Source organism: Weizmannia sp. FSL K6-0777 (assembly GCF_038593185.1).
Taxonomy (GTDB): Bacteria; Bacillota; Bacilli; order Bacillales; family Bacillaceae_C; genus Weizmannia; species Weizmannia faecalis.
Genome location: NZ_CP151971.1, coordinates 2,024,163 through 2,042,929 on the forward strand (window position 1 = coordinate 2,024,163; position 18,767 = coordinate 2,042,929).

Consider the following 18,767-nt stretch of genomic DNA (forward strand, 5'->3'; position numbering starts at 1 on the left):
CCGTTAAAAACAGAACCTTTTTCAGATCAACGACTGGCGCAGCATGACCTGAACACCCTTTGGCACATAGGCCGCGACAACGGCGCCCGGTTCGTTGACCGTCACCCAGCCAAGCCCGGAAAAAACAATATCCGTCTTTCCTTCTTTAATGGAAAATTCATGGCGAACGAGCGCCGGGAAATCCGCGGCTTCCGCTTTTCCCGGCGGCTGGAGCAGTTCCCCGAGCTGGCGCGCATACAAATCATCCGCATTTTCAAGTTTTGTACGGTGAATCTTTAAAGCATTTGAAACATAGCAGACAAATGAACGTCTGCCGCCCTTTATATAATCAAGCCGTGCAAGACCGCCGAAAAACAGCGTCTGCTGCTCGTTCAGCTGGAATACGGTCGGCTTGATTTCTTTTTTCGGCGTAATCACCTTTAATTCGTTTTTCCCGACGAAATGCGCCATCTGGTGGTGGTTGATGATCCCCGGCGTGTCATAAAGAGAGGTCCCGTCATCAAGCGGGATGCCGATCATATCCAGCGTCGTCCCCGGAAAATAAGATGTAGTGATGACATCTTTTTCCCCTGTTGCCTGCCGTATAATGCGATTGATAAAAGTGGATTTCCCAACATTCGTACAGCCGGCAACATACACATCTTTCCCGTTCCGGTACTGTTCGATGGCAGCCATCGCTTCATCCATGCCGTGCCCCTTTGCTGCGCTCACAAGCAGCACATCAACCGGACGGAGCCCGAGTTCTTTCGCCTGCTGCTTCATCCAGTTGGCCATTTTCGCTCTTTTCACCGATTTTGGCAGGAGATCCTCTTTATTGCCGATTAAAAGAACCGGGTTTTTGCCCGCGAAACGGTGAAATCCCGGCAGCCAGGACCCGTTGAAATCAAAAATATCGACAATTTTTACAACAAGCGCATCCACTTGCCCGAGCCGGTTTAAAATTTTTAAAAAATCATCGTCTGTAAGCGGCACGTCCTGCACTTCATTGTAATGTTTCAATCTGAAACAGCGCTGGCAAATGACCTGCTCTTTTTCCAGCGCAGATTTTGGCGCGTAACCTGCCTCATCCGGATCTTCCGTCTGGATGAGTGCCCCGCAGCCGATACAATGGACAGCTTGTTTTTCCAAATTCAATCCTCCCAAGTCAAATAACCTTTTTTCCTGAACCAACCCATAATCCGGCGTTCAATCATCCGGTTGAGTTTTGTCGCAAAGCCGTCTGATTGCGCAACCGGAACGACGAGAATCGTATAAAAACCGCTTCTATTGCCACCGAGCACATCGGTCAAAAGCTGGTCGCCGATCACGACGGTTTCTTCCTTTTTCACGTTCATGATGGCAAGCGCCTTACGAAACGCTTTGCCAAGCGGTTTTCTCGCTCTGAAAAGAAACGGGATGCCAAGCGGGTCCGCGAATGTTTTGACCCGCATTTCATTATTATTGGAAACAATCGTGATTTTGATATGATGTTCCTGCATATCTTGGAACCATTGGACCAGTTTTGGCGGCGCACTCGGCCTGTCCCATTCGACCAATGTATTGTCCAAATCGGTGATGATGGCTCTAATGCCATGCTTTTTTAATTCTTCCGGCCTGATTGACAACACCGATTTCACTTGCCGATCCGGCAAAAAATTTTTCAAGATCAATCCGTGACACTCCATTCATTTTACCGTTCTGTCCACAAGATGCAAGCTTATCCGCCCGTTTATGCGTATATTGTCCCGAATATGCTTCATTCAAGTTTCTTTTATCATAACAATTTTTGCAAAAGATTCAACTGATAGCAATACCCAGTTCCCCGAAAGCCGGAAAAACAGGAAAAACCGCCGGGCAGGGTACGCTCAGCGGTTTTGATTGCTTTCTAACAGTTCGGTTCGACTCCATGGGTAAATCGCAAGGTCGCTATGCCCGGTCCGCTAAAAAACTTTGCGCTTTATACCGGCACTTTTTCCCCAATCGCTTCGATCAGCAAGTCGGCGATATGGACAGCGCGGACTTTTCCGCTTAAACCAGCCCGTTCGATCCCGAGTTTCATTTGCAGCAGGCAGCCCGGATTGGCGGTCACAATGGTTGTGGCATGTGTTGCTTTTGCGTTTTCCATTTTATGATCCAAAATTTGCATGGACATCTCCGACTCGACAATATTGTAAATGCCGGCCGACCCGCAGCAATGGTCCGCTTCCTTCATTTCCCGGAATTCCACATTTTCGATCGCGTCAAGGAGCAGGCGCGGGGCAGAAAAGGTCTTCATCACATTGCGCAAATGGCATGAATCCTGGTACGTCACCACTTGTTCCGGGAGGCTGAGTTTCCGTTTATGGAAGCCCAGTTCTACGAGGATAGCAGAGATATCTTTTATTTTGCTTGAAAATGCCGCGGCCCGTTCCGCCCATTCCGGATCGTCTTTTAACAAATGGCCATAATCGATTAAATAGGCGCCGCAACCACCGGCATTCGTAATAATATAATCGGCGTGCAAATCTTCAAAAGCCTTGATATTGCGGCGGGCAAGGTCTTTTGCCATCTCTTTTTCGCCGCCGTGGCCGTGCAGCGCCCCGCAGCATACCTGGTCCTGCGGAATGACAACCTCACAGCCGGCAAGCTGCAATAGTTTCATTGTCGCATCATTGGTCTCCATGAACATCGTATCCATCAGGCAGCCGGTAAAAAAGGCAACGCGTTTTTTTACTTCTGCTTTTGGCATCAGATGTTCCGGGCGCTGTTTCATTTCCTTCCATTTTGGGATGTTTGGCAGCACTTTTTCCATAGACGATAGATTTTTTGGCAAAAGTTTTAAAGCGCCTGTCGCATGCGCCGCTTTTTGCAAGCCGCTTCGCTGGTAAAAGCCGATCAGGCCTGTTAAAGCACGCATCCGGTTCTGGTGCGGAAACAATTCTTCAAAGACCGCTTTTCGGATCACTTTTACCGGCAGAGACTGCTTCTTTTTCTTCGATTGCTGGATAATATCGCGCGCTTCTTCCAAAAGATGCCCGTATTGGACGCCGGGCGGGCATACCGCTTCGCAAGCCCGGCAACCGAGGCACAGGTCCAAAGAGCGCTCCACATCTTCATCCGGTTCGATAACGCCGTCCACAACGGCTTTCATCAATGCAATCCGGCCGCGCGGCGAGTGCGATTCTTTGAACCCCGATTCAATATAGGTCGGGCAAGACGGTAAGCAAAAGCCGCAGCGCATGCAGTTTAAAAGCTGGTCTTCGTCCATTCTATCCCTGAATTTCTGCTGGATTTCTTTTTGCTGTTCTTGTGTTATCATTTTTCCATCACCACTCGATCCGTTTCTTTGGCAAAGACTTTGCCGGGATTTAAAATATGGTTCGGGTCCAGCGCATTTTTGATCGCATTCATGACGCTAATGCCCGGTTTCCCGAGTTTCCATTCAAGGTACGGCGCTTTAGCCATCCCGACGCCATGTTCGCCGGTAATCGTGCCGCCCAGTTCAATCGCTTTTTGAAAAATTTCCGCAAACGCTTTTTCAACCCGCTCCATTTCGTCCTGATCGCGGATATCAGCAAGACAGGTCGGGTGCAGATTCCCGTCCCCCGCATGGCCGAATGTTCCGATATGAAGCCCGTATTTTTCAGCGATTTCATTGATCGCCACTACCATCTTTGCGACTTCAGAACGCGGCACGGTCGCATCTTCCAAAATTGTTGTCGGCTTCAGACGGGCGAGTGCGCTTAATGCGCTCCGTCTTGCCGTCATGAGCGCTTCCGCATGCTCCGGGGAAGCTGCCACCTTTACATCGACTGCATGCTGCTTGCGGCAAATGTCCGCAATCTTTTCAATGTCGCGTTCCACCACTTCCTGCGGGCCGTCCTGCTCGATCAAAAGCACTGCCTTGACATTAGTCGGCAGCCCGATATGCGCAAAAGCTTCGACTGCCTGCAGTGTCGGCTGGTCCAAAAATTCAAGCGTTGCCGGGATGATCCGGTTCGCAATAATATCGGAGACCGTTTGTGCGCACGCTTCAATATCCTGGTAAAGCGCAAGCATCGTCTTTTTCGCTTCCGGCATCGGCACAAGTTTCAATGTCGCTTCCGTAATGACAGCGAGCGTCCCTTCCGAACCGACCAAAAGCCGCGTCAAATCGTAGCCGGCTACATCTTTTGCCAGTTTTCCGCCGGTGCGGATGACCTCGCCATTTGCAAGCACGGCTTCAAGCGCCAGCACATAATCGCGGGTCACCCCGTATTTCAATCCGCGCAACCCACCGGAATTTTCGTTGATATTGCCACCAATGGTCGAAATCTTCATCGAACTCGGGTCCGGCGGGTAAAACAGCCCCTTTGCTTCCACCGCTTTGATCATATCGAGCGTGATCACACCGGGCTCAACCGTCACCGTCAGATTCTCTTCGTCAATCTCGAGGATGCGGTTCATATGCTTGAAAAGGAGCACAATCCCCCCTTCCACCGGGCATGTGCCGGCGCAAAGGTTGGAGCCGGATCCGCGCGGGACGACCGGAATCCGGTATTCATTGCAAAGCTTCACAACCGCCTGCACTTCTGCTTTATTGCGCGGCGCGACAACCGCATCCGGCATCACCTGGAATTGCGGGCTGGCGTCATATGAATATACAAGCCGGCCCGCCTGCGTGTCGTCGTAATTTTCCCGGCCGACGACTTGAATCAGTTTTTCTTTGGCCCCGGTTTCGATCATGAAACATTCCCCCGTTCTTTTTGATCATTGATACCGTCAATAGATTGTTTTCTGTTTCTTTTTATGATAAATCTAAATCATGGAGAATGATATAGAGAAAGATACAAAGTTTACCGGTTTCTTTTGCTTGTTTTTTAGATTTTTATACAAAGGTGGGTCAAAATGCTTTTATACCCAAAACTTGCTGAAAATATCGTAAACGAAGTGCAGTCGGTCATGGATGAGGATATCATCGTTGTAGATGAAAGCGGGGTGATCATTGCCTCGACGCAAAAAGAACGGATCGGGCATGTCCATAGGGGGGCGCGCAAAGTTTTTCAAACGAGCCGGAAGCTGTACATTGATGAAAAAATGGTGGCGCAGATGAAAGGCGTGCGGACGGGGATCAACATGCCGATCCGGTTTGAAGGCCGGACCATCGGAGTGATCGGGGTGACGGGAAACCCGGAAAAAGTCGAACATTATGCGGAATTGATCCGGCGACTGACGGAACTTATCATCCAGGAAACCGTCCGGACAGAACAAATTCAGTCGAAAACAAGGGGGCTTGAGGCTTACTTTTACGAATGGGTGAATCTTGAAGCCTATGACCAGCATTTTGCCGAACGCGGAATGATGCTCGGGATTCCAGTGCAGAATCCGCATATTTGCTGCTTATTAAAAGCGGAAATCCCGCAAGCGGTGGAAACAGATGCTTTTCGCTTGCTCCAGTCCGAATTTGAAAACAACCGGGATGTGATTGTCCGCTGGGGACCCGGGCTTTTTCTGCTGCTGATTAGTGCAGAAACACCGTTTAGCGGCTGCGGTCTCCGGAGCCGTTTCGAAGCCGTCCAGCATGAATTTGTGCGGAAATACGGCACCCCGTGTGCGGTTGGTGCCGGGAAAACAGCCGGCACGTCAGTCATCCGCCAATCATTTAAAGAAGCGCAAAAAGCCTTGGCATCCGCTGAGAAAACGGGCAGCATCGTCTTTTACGAAGACTTGCTGCTTGATCTTTTGGTCCAGGAAGTGCAGGACGATACACGGAATGCGTTTGTACAAAGAACGATCGGAAAACTGTATAGCCATGCTTGCCTGCTTGAAACATTGCAGGCCTTTCTCGCTCATGACCTGTCCCTGAAAAAAACGGCCGCTGCCCTGCATGTGCATATCAATACGCTCCATTACAGGCTGAAACAGATCCGCGATGTAACCGGCATTGACCCGAAAAAAGCGGACGGCATTGCATTGTTTTCCCTCGCCCTTCACTTGGCAGGACAGGAAAACGAGTAACCTGTTCGAGCGAGATGGGGAGATGTAAAAGGCAGGAATGCTGTTTTCAATAAAAATCAAACCCGCACAGAAAGCATCCACGGGTTTCCCCACTGTACAGGCGCTCCAGCATATATGTTTCTTGCAGAGATGCGGATTCCTAATCAAATAATCGAATATCGCTTGTCCGCCTTTCTTTCTTACGTTTTTCCAACCTGTTTGTGCAGTTTTCCTGCGTCTTCTCATCATATCAAAAAAGAGAGGGACACATTTCCCGCCCTTTTTCGGTTATTTCACTTCATACTGCCCCATCATGCCCAAGTCTTCATGTTCGAGGATATGGCAGTGGTACATGTAAATCCCTTTAAACGGAAACCGCATGATGACTTTCACGGTATCGCCCGGATTGACAAGCACGGTATCTTTCCAGCCCTGTTCATTGGCAGGCGGCGTTTTGCCGTTGATGCTCAAAATTTGAAACTGGACACCGTGAATATGGAACGGATGCACCATTTTTTTCGTGCCCATGGAAGTCGATTGATTCTGGATCTCCCATATTTCAACCGTGTTTAAGTGAACGGTCTCATCGATCCGGTCCATTTTCATTTGCTTGCCGTTAATGCGGACGTTTGGGCCCATTCCGGACATGACAAATTTCCGCGTTTTCACCGCTTCCTGCACCGGTATTTTTTCAATCACAGCCAGGTTTTGCGGAACTTTGTACGTCTTTTTAGCCTTTCCTTTTGCTTTAAAATACATGAGCGTTTCTTTCCCGTTTTGGAGCCGGAGCGTACTGCCGTTTTTCATCTTTGAAAAATCAACCAGAATTTCCGCACGTTCCCCGGGGGAAAGCGTTAGTTTTTTCATTTGCACAGGCGTCTTGAGGAATCCCCCGTCGGATGCAATTTGCGCAAATGTCTTGTTGCCGCTCAGATGAAGATTGTACGTCCTGCCGTTTGCCCCGTTTAAAATCCGGAAACGGACGAGGCCGCGCCTGACCGTTAACTGCGGCTTAACCGCGCCGTTTACCAGTTCGGTTGTGCCCTGGAAGCCGTACATTTCATCAGTCATATTTAATTTGTACACGAGCTGGCCGTTTTTGTTAAAGCGGCGGTCCTGCAGCACAAGTGGAAAATCATTTTTGCCGTAGTCTTTCGGAATATCGAGGCTTTCCGCATGTTTGTCATCGACATAAATGAGACCGGCCAGACCTTTGTATACCTGTTCGCCCGTTTTTCCCATCGGATGGGGATGGTACCAGAGCGTGGCAGCCTCTTGGCTCACCGTAAACTTTGCTTTCCATGTTTTGCCCGGCTGGATGGCAGCATGCGGGCCGCCGTCAGCCGAACCGGGGACAAGGAGGCCGTGCCAATGGACCGTCGTTGCTTCCGGCAATGTATTTTTTACGGTGATATTTACTTTTTCGCCCGTTTTCAACCGGATGACCGGCCCCAAATAGTTGCCGTTATACCCGTACGTTGCCGTTGTTTTCCCGGAAATAAACGCCTTTTTCCCCTGCTGTGCGGTTAAAGTAAAATCTGCCGCGTTGGGATCCGGGTTCGTATCTTTTAAAACGGCCGGAATGGGTAGATCCGGATGCTGTGCCGCTTTATGATTTGTGCTTTTTTTCACATAACCATTATAAAAGAAAACACCGCCAATCCCTATAATGGCCACGATTAAAATCAAAGCCCATAACTTTGTCTTGTTCATCTTACCCCTACTTTTTCTTTTTATGTTCAGTACCATTGTAATGTTTTTTAACACCGGAAATCCATTGTTATGGATTGACGATTTTGTGAACATCTTTTGTGCATTGGCATCTTTGTTTTCATCTTTTTCGCAGTGGGGTATAATAATAGTGTAAAGGAGGGATTGAATATGTTTGATTTAATGCCGTTTAGAAGAAACGACGATGTTTTCGAACGTATGATGAAGACCTTCAACGAGATGTTTGATGCGAATGCGTTGGCGCCTTTTGCGAACGCAAACTCGTTCCGTACTGACATTACGGAAAAAGAAGATGCTTATCTTGTGGAGGCCGAACTGCCGGGCTTCTCAAAAGAGGACATTACCATTGATGTCCACAATAATGAGCTGACCATCCGTGCAAAACGCGACCAAACGGAAGAAAGCAAAGATGAAAAACACAAATTTATCCGGCAGGAACGCCGCTATGGCGAATTCGTCCGGAAGTTTTATGTAGATAATATTAAAGAAGACGAAATCAGTGCCACCCTTGATAACGGCGTCCTGAAAATTCATATCCCGAAGAAAACAAAAGAAGGTCCGTCCGGAAAACGGATTCAAATCCAGTAATATAAAACGGAGGCTTGGAATACAAGCCCCCGCTTTTTTGTATAAAAAAGAAGCCGGATACTCCCTTAATCCATTAAATCTTTCTTCATTTTTTTAAATTCTTCTTCTGTGATTTCCCCTTTTGCATACCGTTCCCGCAATATGTCGAGGCTTCTGTCCTCCCTTTGATGCGGCTGGAATTCACTTACTTTTTTGATGCCCGCTACAATCAAAAAAATCACGAGCACAAAGATGACGAGCTGGGCAATCATGCCAATTAAGCCGAATACGCTCATCATGCCATAGCCACCGTACATCATCATAGTCAGCACCTTTCCTTTTTACATTCCCTTACTTGTAACTGTACCACTTTTTTCTTAAAAAATCTTTGCTCTATTCCGGCTTCCTTTTTCCCCCTTTTTGCACCTCTGCCACAAATCCGGCCATCGTTTTCTCATCCATCGGGCCAATGAATTTACGGGTGATGGTCCCTTCTGCATTAATGAAGTAAGTCGTCGGAATGGTAACCGTTCTGTAAAGGGTGCCGACGGAGCCGTCCATGTCAAACAGAATTTGAAAGGTGAGGCCGTTTTTCTTCACAAAGTCAAGCGGCGCATTCTCGTTCGTTTCTGTATTCGTTAAATTCACAGCAAGCACCGCGACATTCGGGTTTTTTTCATAAAAACGCTGCATATCCGGCATCTCCGCTTTACACGGCGGGCACCAGGAAGCCCAAAAATTCAAGATTACCGTTCTCCCTTTAAAATCAGACAGTTTGATCGTTTTCCCCGATAGATTTGTCAGTGCAAAATCCGGCGCATTTTCCCCTTCTTTTGCTTCTGCGCTGCCGGATAGCGGTTGTGCTTTCACGGCGGTTTGCCGATCCTCCCCTGTTGTTTTATTTTTATCGGGATCGTCCGGTTTTTTTAAGGCCGTAAGCAAAATGGCTGCGGCCAGAAGCACGGTGGCAGCCAGGAACACGATTTTCTTCACCCACTTCAGCTCCTTTTCGGGTATTAAAGTGCTTTTCTATCATTTCTATTCTTTTTTTCGATGAAATAGAAGCAAACGCTAGAACACCATTAATTGAAAAGAGGACAGAAGACGTTTTATAAAACGAGGTGGAACCCGGCCGGTATTGCAAATGCAAAGAACCGTTGCCGCAAACCAGTATGTGACTGATATCGGCAGAGCATACTGATAAGCTGTGCAGCCTGTTCGATTGCGGCCGGAACAAACTGGACATCCCGAAATTTCAACAGCCATGCAAAGAAAGCAGCAGGGTGCTTTATCCTGCTGCTTTTACCGTTTTTATTTTTACAAGGGCTGGGCGGGGCTTTTGCCAATGCGGGGAGCAGTTTAAAGCGGGCATCCCGGCCATTAAAAAGGGGACCTTGCACCGTGTTTGGCGTTACCATCCCCGGCTTGCGCCGCCGCCTCCGGAAGAACCGCCGCCGCCTTTGCTGCCGCCCCCACCGCTTCCGCCGCCACCGCCGCCGCGAAAGAACATCATCAGGATATTCAGCAGAAAATACGTCATGGTTCCGCCGAGAAACTTGAAATCAATGAAAATCAGGATAAGGATCCCAAGCCCGATTAAAATCTGTTTCCAGAACGATAAGGGGGAAGCCTGGCTGGAAGAGGGCTGCTCATACGCCTTTGGATGGGCCTGAAGATTCACATTGTACTCTTTCGCCGTTTCGGTGGCAAGTGCCTTATACGTATTGGTCACCGCCGCATCGGGCTTGTTTTCTTTCAAATACGGTATGGCATACTGATCAAGGATCCGCCCTACTTTTCCGTCCGGAAGCGCTCCCTCCAGGCCGTACCCGACTTCAATTCTGATTTTCCTGTCTTTTACTGCCAGTACGAGCAATACCCCGTTGTTCATGGATTTATTGCCGAGCCCGTACTGGCGGAAAGCTTTATTGGCGTACGCTTCAATGGTTGTGTCTTTCCCGATCGTGTTCACAGTTAAAACCGCGACTTGCGCTTTTGTTTGCTCATTCAGCTGCTTGCCGAGTGAAACGAGCTCCTGTTTCTGGCTGTCTGTCAGCACACCGGCAAAATCCTGCACATAGATGTCCCCAACCGGTTCCGGAATGTCCGTCGCAGCGCGCACACCAGAAACGGCCGAGCACACGGCAAAAAGAAAGGTGAGAAAAACGGCTGTAATAAGCGCGGCCTTTTTCATCACTGATCACTGCTGTTCCCAAAATCAACTTTCGGGGTTTTCTTTGCACTTTCATCCGCTTTAAAATATTCCTTTTCCTCAAAACCGAACAGGCCGGCAATCAGTGCGCCAGGCATTCTTTTTATCTTTTTGTTATACGTGGCAACGGCGCTATTGTAATCCTGGCGCGCTACAGCAAGGCGGTTTTCCGTGCCGGCAAGTTCATCCATCAGCTGCGTGTAATGTTGGTTTGCTTTTAAATCCGGATATTTTTCAACCACCACCAACAGCCGGCTCAACGCGCTGTCCAGACGGTCGTTTGCCGCTGCCTGGTCTCCGGGTGTTTTCGCCCCGGCCAATTGTGCGCGGGCTTTCGAGACGTCATCTATCACCGCTTTTTCGTGGGAAGCATAGCCCTTGACGGTGTTCACAAGGTTCGGGATCAGATCCGTCCGCCTTTGCAGCTGGTTTTGAATTTGCGAATAAGATTGATTTACATTTTCTTCCGCATTCACCAAGCTGTTATAACTTGTAAAAACGCTGACGATCAGAACCACCAATATAGCGGCCACAATCAGCCACGGCATCCACTTCTTCATATACAATCCTCCTCATTTATGCTTATAAATCCAATACCCTGTCAAGAGCATTGAAATACCAGGCTCGGCAAAAAAAAGAAAACATGTACCGGCCGTCTATCATTAAGATACGGAGTGCCTGCCCAAAAGTTTCATGCTTCATGTAAAATATTTCCCGAGCAGGATGCCTGAAAATGCCAGGGCAATGCCGAACAGATAGCTTAACACAAGGTACGGGACAAGAATATGATATTTTTTGTCTGCCTGCAGCTGAATATTCTCAAGTTTAAAAGTGGAGAAAGTTGTAAAGGCACCCAAAAAGCCGGTCCCAAGAAGCAGGCGCCACGAACTCCCGGCACGGGCGCCAAACAGAAGGCCGAGCATAAATGAGCCGGAAAGATTAATGAAAAATGTGGCCAGCGGAAATTTTGCCGGAAAGAGCCGGTTAATCCACTGCGAAAGAGAAAACCGGGAAACCGCCCCAAAAAAGGCGCCGATTGCGATAAAGATGCCATTTAAAACCATGAATCCCTCTCCTCTACTTACGCTGTATCTGAACCGACGCTGCCTTTAGTCCGCGAATGCAGCATCCCGCCAAGTTTAAAGCCGGCCCATGACATGAACAAGCCGCCAAATAAACTGCAGAAAACATACAACATCGCGGCAAACGCATGCGATTGCCGGATCAGCTGCACCGTTTCCACACTGAAAGTCGAAAATGTGGTGAAGGAACCGATAAACCCGGTGCCAAGTGCGGTTGCAACATACGGATGAATCTTTTTAGACTGAAATATATGCATCGTAAACCAGCCAAGCAGAAAACAGCCGGCCAGATTGATCGCAAGTGTCGGGTATGGAAAAACGGCATGCGTGTACATGCCGATCCATATGCCGAAATAATAGCGTACCAAGGCACCGAAAATACCGGCAACCCCGACCCAAATATATAACATACAGCTCCCTCCAGTCCATTGCGGCATGGGCTCCTTCCCCCGCACTGTTTTTTCGTAAAAAGAGTTCCCGTGCCGTTCTTAAAGTGCGTTTTATTTTGTCAAAAGCCTTGCCAGCCCAAACGCAGCGGCAGCGGCCAAACCACCAATCACAACAGTTTCAAGCCCGCTCTTCCATACATTGGAACCGGTAAACCGTCCTTTCACTGCCCCGAAAATAAACAGAACAACGAGCGTCACCAGGACGGAAACAAGCAAGGCCTGTGATGCCCGGGTGACAAAAAAGTAAGGGGAAAGCGGGATCAGCCCGCCCACAATATAAGACAAGGCAATCGTTAACGCACTTTTTAAGCTCCGCCCTTTTTCCGGCTTCTCAAGCCCCAGCTCGAATTTCATCATAAAATCCACCCATTTATCAGGGTTTTCCGCCATTTTATCGACGATTGCTTCGATTTGTTCCGGTTTCAGCTCATATGCCTTAAATACATCCCGGACTTCGTCTTTTTCCCGTTCCGGTACCTCTTCTACTTCCCGGTATTCCCTTTTTAATTCGCTATAATAATGCTCGGCATCCGATTTTGCTGCCAGATATCCGCCAAGCCCCATGGCAATGGAACCGGCCGCAATTTCCGCCGCGCCGGCCGCGAGAACGAGCACCGGCGAATCCACTGCACCGGATAATCCTGCTGCGAGTGCAAACGGCACAGTCAGCCCGTCCGACATGCCAATCACAATATCACGGACGGTGTCAGATGCCTGGAAATGTTCCTCAACATGTTCATATTCCGGCATTCCTTCTCTTCCTTTCTGTCTTTATAGGTCTTATTGTAGCATTTCAAGCCGGAAATGGGCGAAAATGAACATAAAGTTTACTTTCTTGTAAAAGTTTCTTTGCAAACTTTAGAGATACGCATATAATGAACTTAACAACTGACGTCCGTCCAAAAGCCTGTTTCCCGGCTTTTGGACAGCATGTGTAAAAGGAGCCAATAAAATGTCACACGGCCATGGACACCAACACCATCACCATGAACCGGCACAATACGGAAAAGCTTTCGCCGCCGGCATCGGGCTGAATATTCTTTTTGTTGCGGTTGAAGCCATTTACGGTTTCTTTTCCGATTCCCTTTCGCTGTTGGCGGATGCAGGCCATAATCTGAGCGATGTGCTCGGGCTCATCATTGCCTGGGCCGCTGTCTGGCTCGGCAAAAAATTGCCAACAAAAAAGCGCACATACGGCTATAAAAAATCATCCGTGATGGCTGCGCTTTTAAATGCGATTATTTTGCTGATTGCGATCGGCGCGATTTTTCTCGGGGCAATCCAGCGTTTTGCCCATCCGGAACCTGTCGCAGGCAAAACGGTCATGATCGTTGCCGTGATCGGAATCGTTATTAATACCATCACCGCTTTACTGTTTATGTCAGGAAGAAAAACGGACCTCAACATCCGCGGCGCTTTTCTGCATATGGCTGCCGATGCGCTTGTCTCTCTCGGCGTTGTCATCGCAGGTGCGATTATCCTGTTTACAGGTTGGGAGTGGGTCGACCCGGTTACAAGCATCATTATTGCGGTTGTGATTTTTGCGGGGACATGGGGCCTGTTGCGGGAAGCAGCTGACCTTTCGCTTGATGCGGTGCCTGCAGGCGTTGATGCTGATGCGATTAAAACCTATTTAGAACAAATTCCGACCGTGCTCAACGTCCATGATTTGCATATCTGGGGAATGAGCACGACAGAAACGATATTGACGGTCCATATTGTCCGCTCGCAAATTGAAGACAACGACCAGCTACTGGAAAAACTGGAAAAAGAACTGCATGACAAATTCGGGATCGAACACGCTACCATCCAAATTGAGAAAGGGACATATGTTTGCGGCCTGGCGCCGGACAACAAAGTTTAAACCGGATAAACAAAACTTACGGCAATTCAATAAGCATGCCCGGCACATGAAGCCGGATCCAGCATGCAAAACCCCGATGGAAACAAGCGGTTTACCTCATAGATACGTCTTTTGCCCGGATTTTCCTTTTGTACCGGCAAAAGAAAAAAGGCTGCCACTGCGCAGTCTTTTTTTTGCCCCTTTAAAAGCACAAAACTTTTCGACAGATTTCTACATTTCTCCGTCGTTGTGGATATTCTTATACACATTTTGCACAAAGTAACACCAGGCCTTCCCGCGTTTATAAACAATTTACCCACAAGATATAAACATTTTACTGTGGATAAAAGAACGCTTGTTCCGCAAGGCTAAATTTGGTAAAGTAAGAATACAAATACTCTCTCTTTATGATACGCGGGCTACTTAAAAAAAAGAACAACATTTTCGGAGGTGGTACAAATGTATAAGTTATCTGATGAACTATTGATCGAGTCCTATTATAAAGCAAAAGAGCTGAAATTAAGTGCCGAGTTTGTGAAGCTGATTGAAAAAGAGATTGAACGCCGGTCCCTGACCCATAAAATCAAAGCAACGTCCTAGCCACTTTTGCTTGATATGTGGCTTTTTTTGTGTGATCAATCCTTTTTTCTTGAATATATATATAAATAAATGGCAGTTGGGAGGTTTGCGGGGGTGGACTTTGATCATTGGTATGATGCTTTCTTGAATTTTATCAAATCGCAAGCCGCCAATGGATTGACAATGGCAAACGGATGCTGCGGTGCTGCAGCGCTTTTTTATTGCGGCAATCATCAGCCGGCGGTTTCCGCAGCCTTGATCTTTGCCGCTGTATTGTTCGACCGCTATGACGGGAAACTGGCCAGGAAGTTAAAAACGGAATCCGCACTTGGCAAGCAGCTTGATTCCCTTTGCGATTTGCTTTCGTTTGGCGCCGCGCCTGCCATGCTGATCCATACAGCGCTGTTTTGCCTGTACGGGGTTCCGGGTATGTTGGCCGCCATTTTTTATATGCTTTGCGGGATGATCCGGCTCGCCCGGTTTAATATCAGCAAGCAAGAGGGCTTTTTTTACGGGCTTCCGATCCCCGTGGCAGGCTTATGTGTAACGGCCGGTTTTTTTGCCGTTCCTTATGTCACCCACTTCTGGTTGTTTGTGTGGATGGTGCTGTTGTCGGTCCTGATGGTGGCGCCGTTTAAGTTAAAAAAAATATGAAAAAGGCGCACTGCAAATTTTGCAATGTGCCTTTTTCATTATTCGCCGTTTTGTTCCTTTCTTTTTTCTTTCTCAAGCCGGTAAAATTCGTGGAACATTTTCATGAGGGCCCGCTTTTCAATGCGGGATACGTAGCTTCTTGAAATGCCGAGCTCCTTCGCAATTTCGCGCTGTGTTTTTTCCTTTTTTAAATTCAGGCCGAATCTGCCGATGATCACCTGTTTTTCGCGTTCATCCAATATGTCAAAGAATTGTTTCACTTTTTCCAGCTCCATATTCAGCTGGATCGTGTCAAATACGTCTTCCGCTTCAGACTGGAGAACATCGATTAACGAAATTTCATTTCCTTCCTTATCCTGGCCGATCGGGTCATGCAGCGAAACATCTTTTTTTGTTTTCTTTAAAGCTCTTAAATGCATGAGGATTTCGTTTTCTATACACCTTGCTGCATAAGTGGCAAGTTTTGTCCCCTTCCCTTCCGAATAGCTCTCGATTGCTTTGATGAGGCCAATTGTTCCGATCGAGATAAGGTCTTCTGTATCTTCACCGGTATTTTCAAATTTTTTGACGATGTGCGCTACAAGCCGCAGGTTATGTTCGATTAAAATATTCCGGGCATCCGCGTCGCCTTCCGCCATCCGCTTCAAATATTTCCGTTCTTCGCTTGCCGAAAGAGGTTGTGGAAAAGCATTGTTTTTCACATAGGAAACCAAAAAAACAAGCTCTTTCATCATATAGCTTACCGCTGTTAAGATCCCCGACATCCTTCCACCTCCATTAGGCTTGAGCCTATATAGTTCAAACATATGAACAAGGAGGCGGAATTGTGTCTGTCCCGAAGAAAAGACGGCTGGTAAATATTGCACGACACTTAAAAAACAAAAAAAGTTGTCTCAAAATCGCAAAACGGCTGATGGGAGCTTTTATTTTTGCAAGGGATGATAAAGTTGGCTGTTTGATCGCGGCATTCAGCCACTATTCTCGGGAAGCGTTTCGTAAAATACGCGGCCTTCCGCCCAAGGGGTGACATACATGTAAAAACCGCATTACAGCGCGCTGTAATGCGGTTGGGTTGAACAGATTCCTTAACTGTGTACAGCTTCATCCGTTTTTGTTTCCCGGATGATGTAATCAAAAGCACCGAGCGCAGCTGTCGCGCCGGCCCCCATCGAAATAATGATTTGCTTATAAGCGCTATCGGTGCAGTCTCCTGCGGCAAACACGCCCGGAACACTGGTCGCGCCGCGCTTATCCACCACAATTTCACCCCGCGGTGTGCGTTCCACTGTATCACCAAGCCATTCGGTATTCGGGACAAGGCCGATTTGGACAAACACACCCTCGAGTTCAATATGGTGTTCTTCCCCGGTTGCACGGTCAATATATGTGATGCCGTTCACTTTATCCGTGCCGGTAATCTCTTTTGTTTGCGCATTTTTTACAACCGTCACATTTGGAAGGCTGTAAACGCGCTCAAGCAGCACACGGTCCGCCTTTAATTCAGGCATAAATTCAATGACGGTTACATGTTTGACTACACCGGCAAGGTCAATGGCCGCTTCAATGCCGGAATTGCCCCCGCCGATTACGGCGACATGTTTACCGGCAAACAACGGCCCGTCACAGTGCGGGCAATAGGCCACACCTTTGTTTTTGAATTCTGCTTCGCCCGGCACGTTGATGTTGCGCCAGCGTGCACCGGTGGAAATGATCACGGTTTTGCTCTTTAATACAGCCCCGTTTTCCAATTCCACCTCAACGAGATCTTTCTTTTCGACCCGTTTTGCACGTTGCAGATTCATAATATCAACATTATACTGTTTGACATGTTCTTCAAGGTTTGCAGCAAGTTGCGGGCCTTCCGTATACTTCGTGCCGATTAAGTTTTCAATGCCGACTGTATCGAGAACCTGCCCGCCAAAACGTTCAGCGACAATCCCTGTCCGGATGCCTTTGCGCGCCGCATAAATGGCTGCACTTGCGCCGGACGGGCCCCCGCCGATAACGAGCACATCAAACGGGTCTTTCTTTTCAAACTCGGACGGATCCGCTGTGCTGCCGAGTTTGGCAAGAATTTCTTCCACTTCCATCCGTCCGCTTTCAAAGAATTCGCCGTTCAGGTAAATGGAAGGGACGGCCATAATGCCTTTTCCTTCCGCTTCCTCTCTAAATGCAGCCCCGTCAATCATCGTGTGCGTAATATTCGGATTGAGCACACTCATGATGTTTAAAGCTTGTACCGCAACAGGACAGTTCTGGCAAGTCAGGCTGACATAGGTTTCGAAATGGTATTCGCCTTTTATGCTTTGAATCTGGTCAATAACCTTCTGATCCACTTTAGGAGGGCGGCCGCTGACCTGCAGCAGGGCCAAAACGAGCGATGTAAACTCATGCCCGAGCGGTACGCCTGCGAATACAATCCCGGTATCTTCTCCCGGTCGGTTTACACTGAAACTCGGGGTTCTGTCGAGTTTTGTGTTTTCCACTTTTATCCGGGGCGACATGGCAGCCAATTGGTCAACCAGTTCGAGCATGTTCCGTGATGTTTCATCGGATCCCGCGCTCACTTTCAGCAGAACGTCGCCCTCCATCATTTGCAGATACTGGGCCAGTTGCGCTTTAATCTCTTCATCCAGTATCATATCGGTTCAGCTCCTCAGATTTTGCCTACAAGATCAAGGCTTGGTTTCAGTGTTTCACCCGTTTCTTTCCATTTTGCCGGGCATACTTCACCTGGATGCTGGCGTACATATTGTGCGGCTTTGACTTTGTCGATCCATATGCTTGCGTCACGGCCGATGCCGTCAGCGTTGATTTCAACCCCTTGGATGACGCCGTCCGGATCGATCAGGAAAGTGCCCCTGTCAGCAACGCCTTCTTCTTCGCGCAATACATCAAACATACGGGTAAGTTTTTGTGTCGGGTCGCCGATCATGGTGTATTCGATTTTGCTGATCGCTTCAGAATGGTCATGCCATGCTTTGTGAACAAAATGAGAGTCTGTTGAAACCGAATAGACTTCCACGCCGAGTTCTTTTAAAGCGGCATAATTTTCCTGAAGATCTTCCAGTTCAGTAGGGCAGACAAATGTAAAATCAGCAGGATAGAAGCAGACAATGCTCCAGTTTCCATTGAAATTTTCATCCGTCACTTCGACAAATTCACCGTTGCGGTATGCTTGTGCTTTGAATGGTTCAATTTTTTTGCCAATAAGGGACATCGTGCAATTCCTCCTTAAAATCATTTGTGGTAAATGATCATGGTTCACTGACCAGGCCAGCAAACAATAATCATTTTAATTCAATACCAATTATTATATGGAATTAATTTCGTGTCAAGCAATTACACCCGGTTTTCTATTTTATCGTTTCCTGATTTTATATGATATAGTCATAAAACCATGATATTTATGTTTTTTATGCTGTTTCCGCCTCTTTTTTTCACCTCTGTAATTGAAAATCAGGGCAGATAATTGAAATTTTTTACGCCCAGAGACCGCCGCTCTCCCATTTCAGTATTGAGAATGCTTTTCAATAGATAGATGTCAAAAAAGCCGGTGGCCGGAGCCATCAGCTTTTTCTTTTCCGCCTGTGGAAAACAGCGGTAAAAATCAAAATATGCAAAAACATAGCGCCATCCCCTGATCCGGTTTTGCTAGGTGGAATCTGTCTCCATAAAGATAAAGTCCAAACGTTTCTGATAACGGGCCATCGTCA

21 protein-coding genes are annotated in these 18,767 nt (G+C 47.9%); 6 read left to right on the top strand and 15 right to left on the bottom strand.

Annotated elements, in window-relative coordinates; genetic code table 11:
* Positions 1 to 21: 21 nt before the first annotated feature.
* From yqeH to glcD, 4 genes are all read right to left on the bottom strand, one after another.
* Positions 22 to 1,128, bottom strand: coding sequence for a ribosome biogenesis GTPase YqeH (gene yqeH / locus NST70_RS09650; RefSeq protein WP_342474911.1), 1,107 nt, complete (start codon positions 1,126 to 1,128; stop codon positions 22 to 24).
* Between the two features lie 2 nt (positions 1,129 to 1,130).
* On the bottom strand, positions 1,131 to 1,649 hold the full coding sequence (locus NST70_RS09655; RefSeq protein WP_017550574.1) for a YqeG family HAD IIIA-type phosphatase: 519 nt from the start codon (positions 1,647 to 1,649) through the stop codon (positions 1,131 to 1,133).
* 287 nt (positions 1,650 to 1,936) lie between these two features.
* Positions 1,937 to 3,277 (bottom strand): (Fe-S)-binding protein, encoded by a 1,341-nt coding sequence (locus tag NST70_RS09660; RefSeq protein ID WP_342474912.1) that lies wholly within the window; start codon positions 3,275 to 3,277, stop codon positions 1,937 to 1,939.
* Entirely contained in the window at positions 3,274 to 4,683 is a 1,410-nt protein-coding gene (gene glcD / locus NST70_RS09665) for a glycolate oxidase subunit GlcD (protein ID WP_035184558.1), read from the bottom strand. Before glcD ends, NST70_RS09660 begins: the two co-directional genes overlap by 4 nt.
* A 162-nt stretch (positions 4,684 to 4,845) precedes the next feature.
* Here glcD and NST70_RS09670 point away from each other — a divergent pair, with 162 nt between their 5' ends.
* Entirely contained in the window at positions 4,846 to 5,955 is a 1,110-nt protein-coding gene (locus NST70_RS09670) for a sugar diacid recognition domain-containing protein (RefSeq protein ID WP_035187909.1), read from the top strand.
* Positions 5,956 to 6,222: 267 nt separating this feature from the next.
* Here NST70_RS09670 and NST70_RS09675 read toward each other — a convergent pair whose 3' ends face one another.
* Entirely contained in the window at positions 6,223 to 7,647 is a 1,425-nt protein-coding gene (locus NST70_RS09675; protein ID WP_342474913.1) for a multicopper oxidase domain-containing protein, read from the bottom strand.
* Positions 7,648 to 7,815: 168 nt separating this feature from the next.
* On the opposite strand from NST70_RS09675, the gene NST70_RS09680 reads away from it, so the two are divergent.
* A complete protein-coding gene (locus NST70_RS09680; protein ID WP_168986051.1) occupies positions 7,816 to 8,253 on the top strand; it encodes an Hsp20/alpha crystallin family protein in 438 nt (145 codons plus the stop codon).
* 65 nt (positions 8,254 to 8,318) lie between these two features.
* Here the strand turns inward: NST70_RS09680 and NST70_RS09685 are convergent, their stop codons facing one another.
* The 7 genes from NST70_RS09685 to NST70_RS09715 form a co-directional block, all read right to left on the bottom strand.
* Entirely contained in the window at positions 8,319 to 8,555 is a 237-nt protein-coding gene (locus NST70_RS09685) for an SHOCT domain-containing protein (RefSeq protein ID WP_211161978.1), read from the bottom strand.
* A gap of 70 nt (positions 8,556 to 8,625) precedes the next feature.
* Positions 8,626 to 9,225, bottom strand: coding sequence for a TlpA disulfide reductase family protein (locus NST70_RS09690; RefSeq protein WP_342474915.1), 600 nt, complete (start codon positions 9,223 to 9,225; stop codon positions 8,626 to 8,628).
* A gap of 418 nt (positions 9,226 to 9,643) precedes the next feature.
* The gene (locus NST70_RS09695) at positions 9,644 to 10,426 is read right to left on the bottom strand and encodes a TPM domain-containing protein (protein ID WP_168986053.1); all 783 of its coding nucleotides are present in this window, start codon (positions 10,424 to 10,426) and stop codon (positions 9,644 to 9,646) included.
* Positions 10,426 to 11,004 carry a LemA family protein gene (locus NST70_RS09700; protein ID WP_168986054.1) on the bottom strand — a complete coding sequence of 193 codons (579 nt, stop codon included), beginning with the start codon at positions 11,002 to 11,004 and terminating at the stop codon, positions 10,426 to 10,428. The genes NST70_RS09695 and NST70_RS09700 overlap by 1 nt, the downstream gene beginning before the upstream one ends.
* A gap of 138 nt (positions 11,005 to 11,142) precedes the next feature.
* Positions 11,143 to 11,508, bottom strand: a complete 366-nt coding sequence (crcB, locus tag NST70_RS09705; RefSeq protein ID WP_328228081.1) for a fluoride efflux transporter CrcB — start codon at positions 11,506 to 11,508, stop codon at positions 11,143 to 11,145.
* Between the two features lie 17 nt (positions 11,509 to 11,525).
* Entirely contained in the window at positions 11,526 to 11,936 is a 411-nt protein-coding gene (gene crcB, locus NST70_RS09710) for a fluoride efflux transporter CrcB (RefSeq protein ID WP_328228082.1), read from the bottom strand.
* Between the two features lie 90 nt (positions 11,937 to 12,026).
* Positions 12,027 to 12,725, bottom strand: coding sequence for a VIT1/CCC1 transporter family protein (locus NST70_RS09715; RefSeq protein ID WP_014097934.1), 699 nt, complete (start codon positions 12,723 to 12,725; stop codon positions 12,027 to 12,029).
* Positions 12,726 to 12,927: 202 nt separating this feature from the next.
* Here NST70_RS09715 and NST70_RS09720 point away from each other — a divergent pair, with 202 nt between their 5' ends.
* The 3 genes from NST70_RS09720 to pssA all read left to right on the top strand — a co-directional run bounded on the left by NST70_RS09720 (position 12,928) and on the right by pssA (position 15,051).
* Positions 12,928 to 13,839 carry a cation diffusion facilitator family transporter gene (locus tag NST70_RS09720; RefSeq protein WP_035187893.1) on the top strand — a complete coding sequence of 304 codons (912 nt, stop codon included), beginning with the start codon at positions 12,928 to 12,930 and terminating at the stop codon, positions 13,837 to 13,839.
* Positions 13,840 to 14,277: 438 nt separating this feature from the next.
* The gene (locus NST70_RS09725) at positions 14,278 to 14,418 is read left to right on the top strand and encodes a sporulation histidine kinase inhibitor Sda (RefSeq protein ID WP_013859738.1); all 141 of its coding nucleotides are present in this window, start codon (positions 14,278 to 14,280) and stop codon (positions 14,416 to 14,418) included.
* Between the two features lie 93 nt (positions 14,419 to 14,511).
* Positions 14,512 to 15,051, top strand: a complete 540-nt coding sequence (gene pssA, locus NST70_RS09730) for a CDP-diacylglycerol--serine O-phosphatidyltransferase (protein ID WP_035187891.1) — start codon at positions 14,512 to 14,514, stop codon at positions 15,049 to 15,051.
* 38 nt (positions 15,052 to 15,089) lie between these two features.
* On the opposite strand, the gene sigK is transcribed toward pssA, so the two are convergent.
* On the bottom strand, positions 15,090 to 15,815 hold the full coding sequence (gene sigK / locus NST70_RS09735) for an RNA polymerase sporulation sigma factor SigK (protein ID WP_013859739.1): 726 nt from the start codon (positions 15,813 to 15,815) through the stop codon (positions 15,090 to 15,092).
* 62 nt (positions 15,816 to 15,877) lie between these two features.
* Between sigK and NST70_RS09740 the strand changes: the two genes are divergently transcribed.
* Positions 15,878 to 16,078, top strand: a complete 201-nt coding sequence (locus tag NST70_RS09740; RefSeq protein ID WP_035188180.1) for a hypothetical protein — start codon at positions 15,878 to 15,880, stop codon at positions 16,076 to 16,078.
* 58 nt (positions 16,079 to 16,136) lie between these two features.
* On the opposite strand, the gene ahpF is transcribed toward NST70_RS09740, so the two are convergent.
* Both ahpF and ahpC read right to left on the bottom strand, forming a co-directional pair.
* Positions 16,137 to 17,693, bottom strand: a complete 1,557-nt coding sequence (ahpF, locus tag NST70_RS09745; RefSeq protein ID WP_026683582.1) for an alkyl hydroperoxide reductase subunit F — start codon at positions 17,691 to 17,693, stop codon at positions 16,137 to 16,139.
* A 14-nt stretch (positions 17,694 to 17,707) separates the two neighbouring features.
* Complete coding sequence (ahpC, locus tag NST70_RS09750) at positions 17,708 to 18,271, bottom strand: alkyl hydroperoxide reductase subunit C (RefSeq protein ID WP_014097930.1); 564 nt, start codon at positions 18,269 to 18,271, stop codon at positions 17,708 to 17,710.
* Between the last annotated feature and the right edge of the window lie 496 nt (positions 18,272 to 18,767).

Excerpts from the sequence above, each read along its gene's own strand:
- ahpC (WP_014097930.1), bottom strand. The coding sequence starts at position 18,271 with ATGTCCCTTATTGGCAAAAAAATTGAACCATTCAAAGCACAAGCATAC.
- NST70_RS09720 (WP_035187893.1), top strand. The coding sequence starts at position 12,928 with ATGTCACACGGCCATGGACACCAACACCATCACCATGAACCGGCACAA.
- NST70_RS09670 (WP_035187909.1), top strand. The coding sequence starts at position 4,846 with ATGCTTTTATACCCAAAACTTGCTGAAAATATCGTAAACGAAGTGCAG.
- glcD (WP_035184558.1), bottom strand. The coding sequence starts at position 4,683 with ATGATCGAAACCGGGGCCAAAGAAAAACTGATTCAAGTCGTCGGCCGG.
- NST70_RS09715 (WP_014097934.1), bottom strand. The coding sequence starts at position 12,725 with ATGCCGGAATATGAACATGTTGAGGAACATTTCCAGGCATCTGACACC.
- NST70_RS09675 (WP_342474913.1), bottom strand. The coding sequence starts at position 7,647 with ATGAACAAGACAAAGTTATGGGCTTTGATTTTAATCGTGGCCATTATA.
- NST70_RS09680 (WP_168986051.1), top strand. The coding sequence starts at position 7,816 with ATGTTTGATTTAATGCCGTTTAGAAGAAACGACGATGTTTTCGAACGT.
- NST70_RS09685 (WP_211161978.1), bottom strand. The coding sequence starts at position 8,555 with ATGATGATGTACGGTGGCTATGGCATGATGAGCGTATTCGGCTTAATT.
- crcB (WP_328228081.1), bottom strand. The coding sequence starts at position 11,508 with ATGGTTTTAAATGGCATCTTTATCGCAATCGGCGCCTTTTTTGGGGCG.
- NST70_RS09725 (WP_013859738.1), top strand. The coding sequence starts at position 14,278 with ATGTATAAGTTATCTGATGAACTATTGATCGAGTCCTATTATAAAGCA.
- NST70_RS09695 (WP_168986053.1), bottom strand. The coding sequence starts at position 10,426 with ATGAAAAAGGCCGCGCTTATTACAGCCGTTTTTCTCACCTTTCTTTTT.
- NST70_RS09660 (WP_342474912.1), bottom strand. The coding sequence starts at position 3,277 with ATGATAACACAAGAACAGCAAAAAGAAATCCAGCAGAAATTCAGGGAT.
- sigK (WP_013859739.1), bottom strand. The coding sequence starts at position 15,815 with ATGTCGGGGATCTTAACAGCGGTAAGCTATATGATGAAAGAGCTTGTT.
- ahpF (WP_026683582.1), bottom strand. The coding sequence starts at position 17,693 with ATGATACTGGATGAAGAGATTAAAGCGCAACTGGCCCAGTATCTGCAA.
- NST70_RS09700 (WP_168986054.1), bottom strand. The coding sequence starts at position 11,004 with ATGAAGAAGTGGATGCCGTGGCTGATTGTGGCCGCTATATTGGTGGTT.
- crcB (WP_328228082.1), bottom strand. The coding sequence starts at position 11,936 with ATGTTATATATTTGGGTCGGGGTTGCCGGTATTTTCGGTGCCTTGGTA.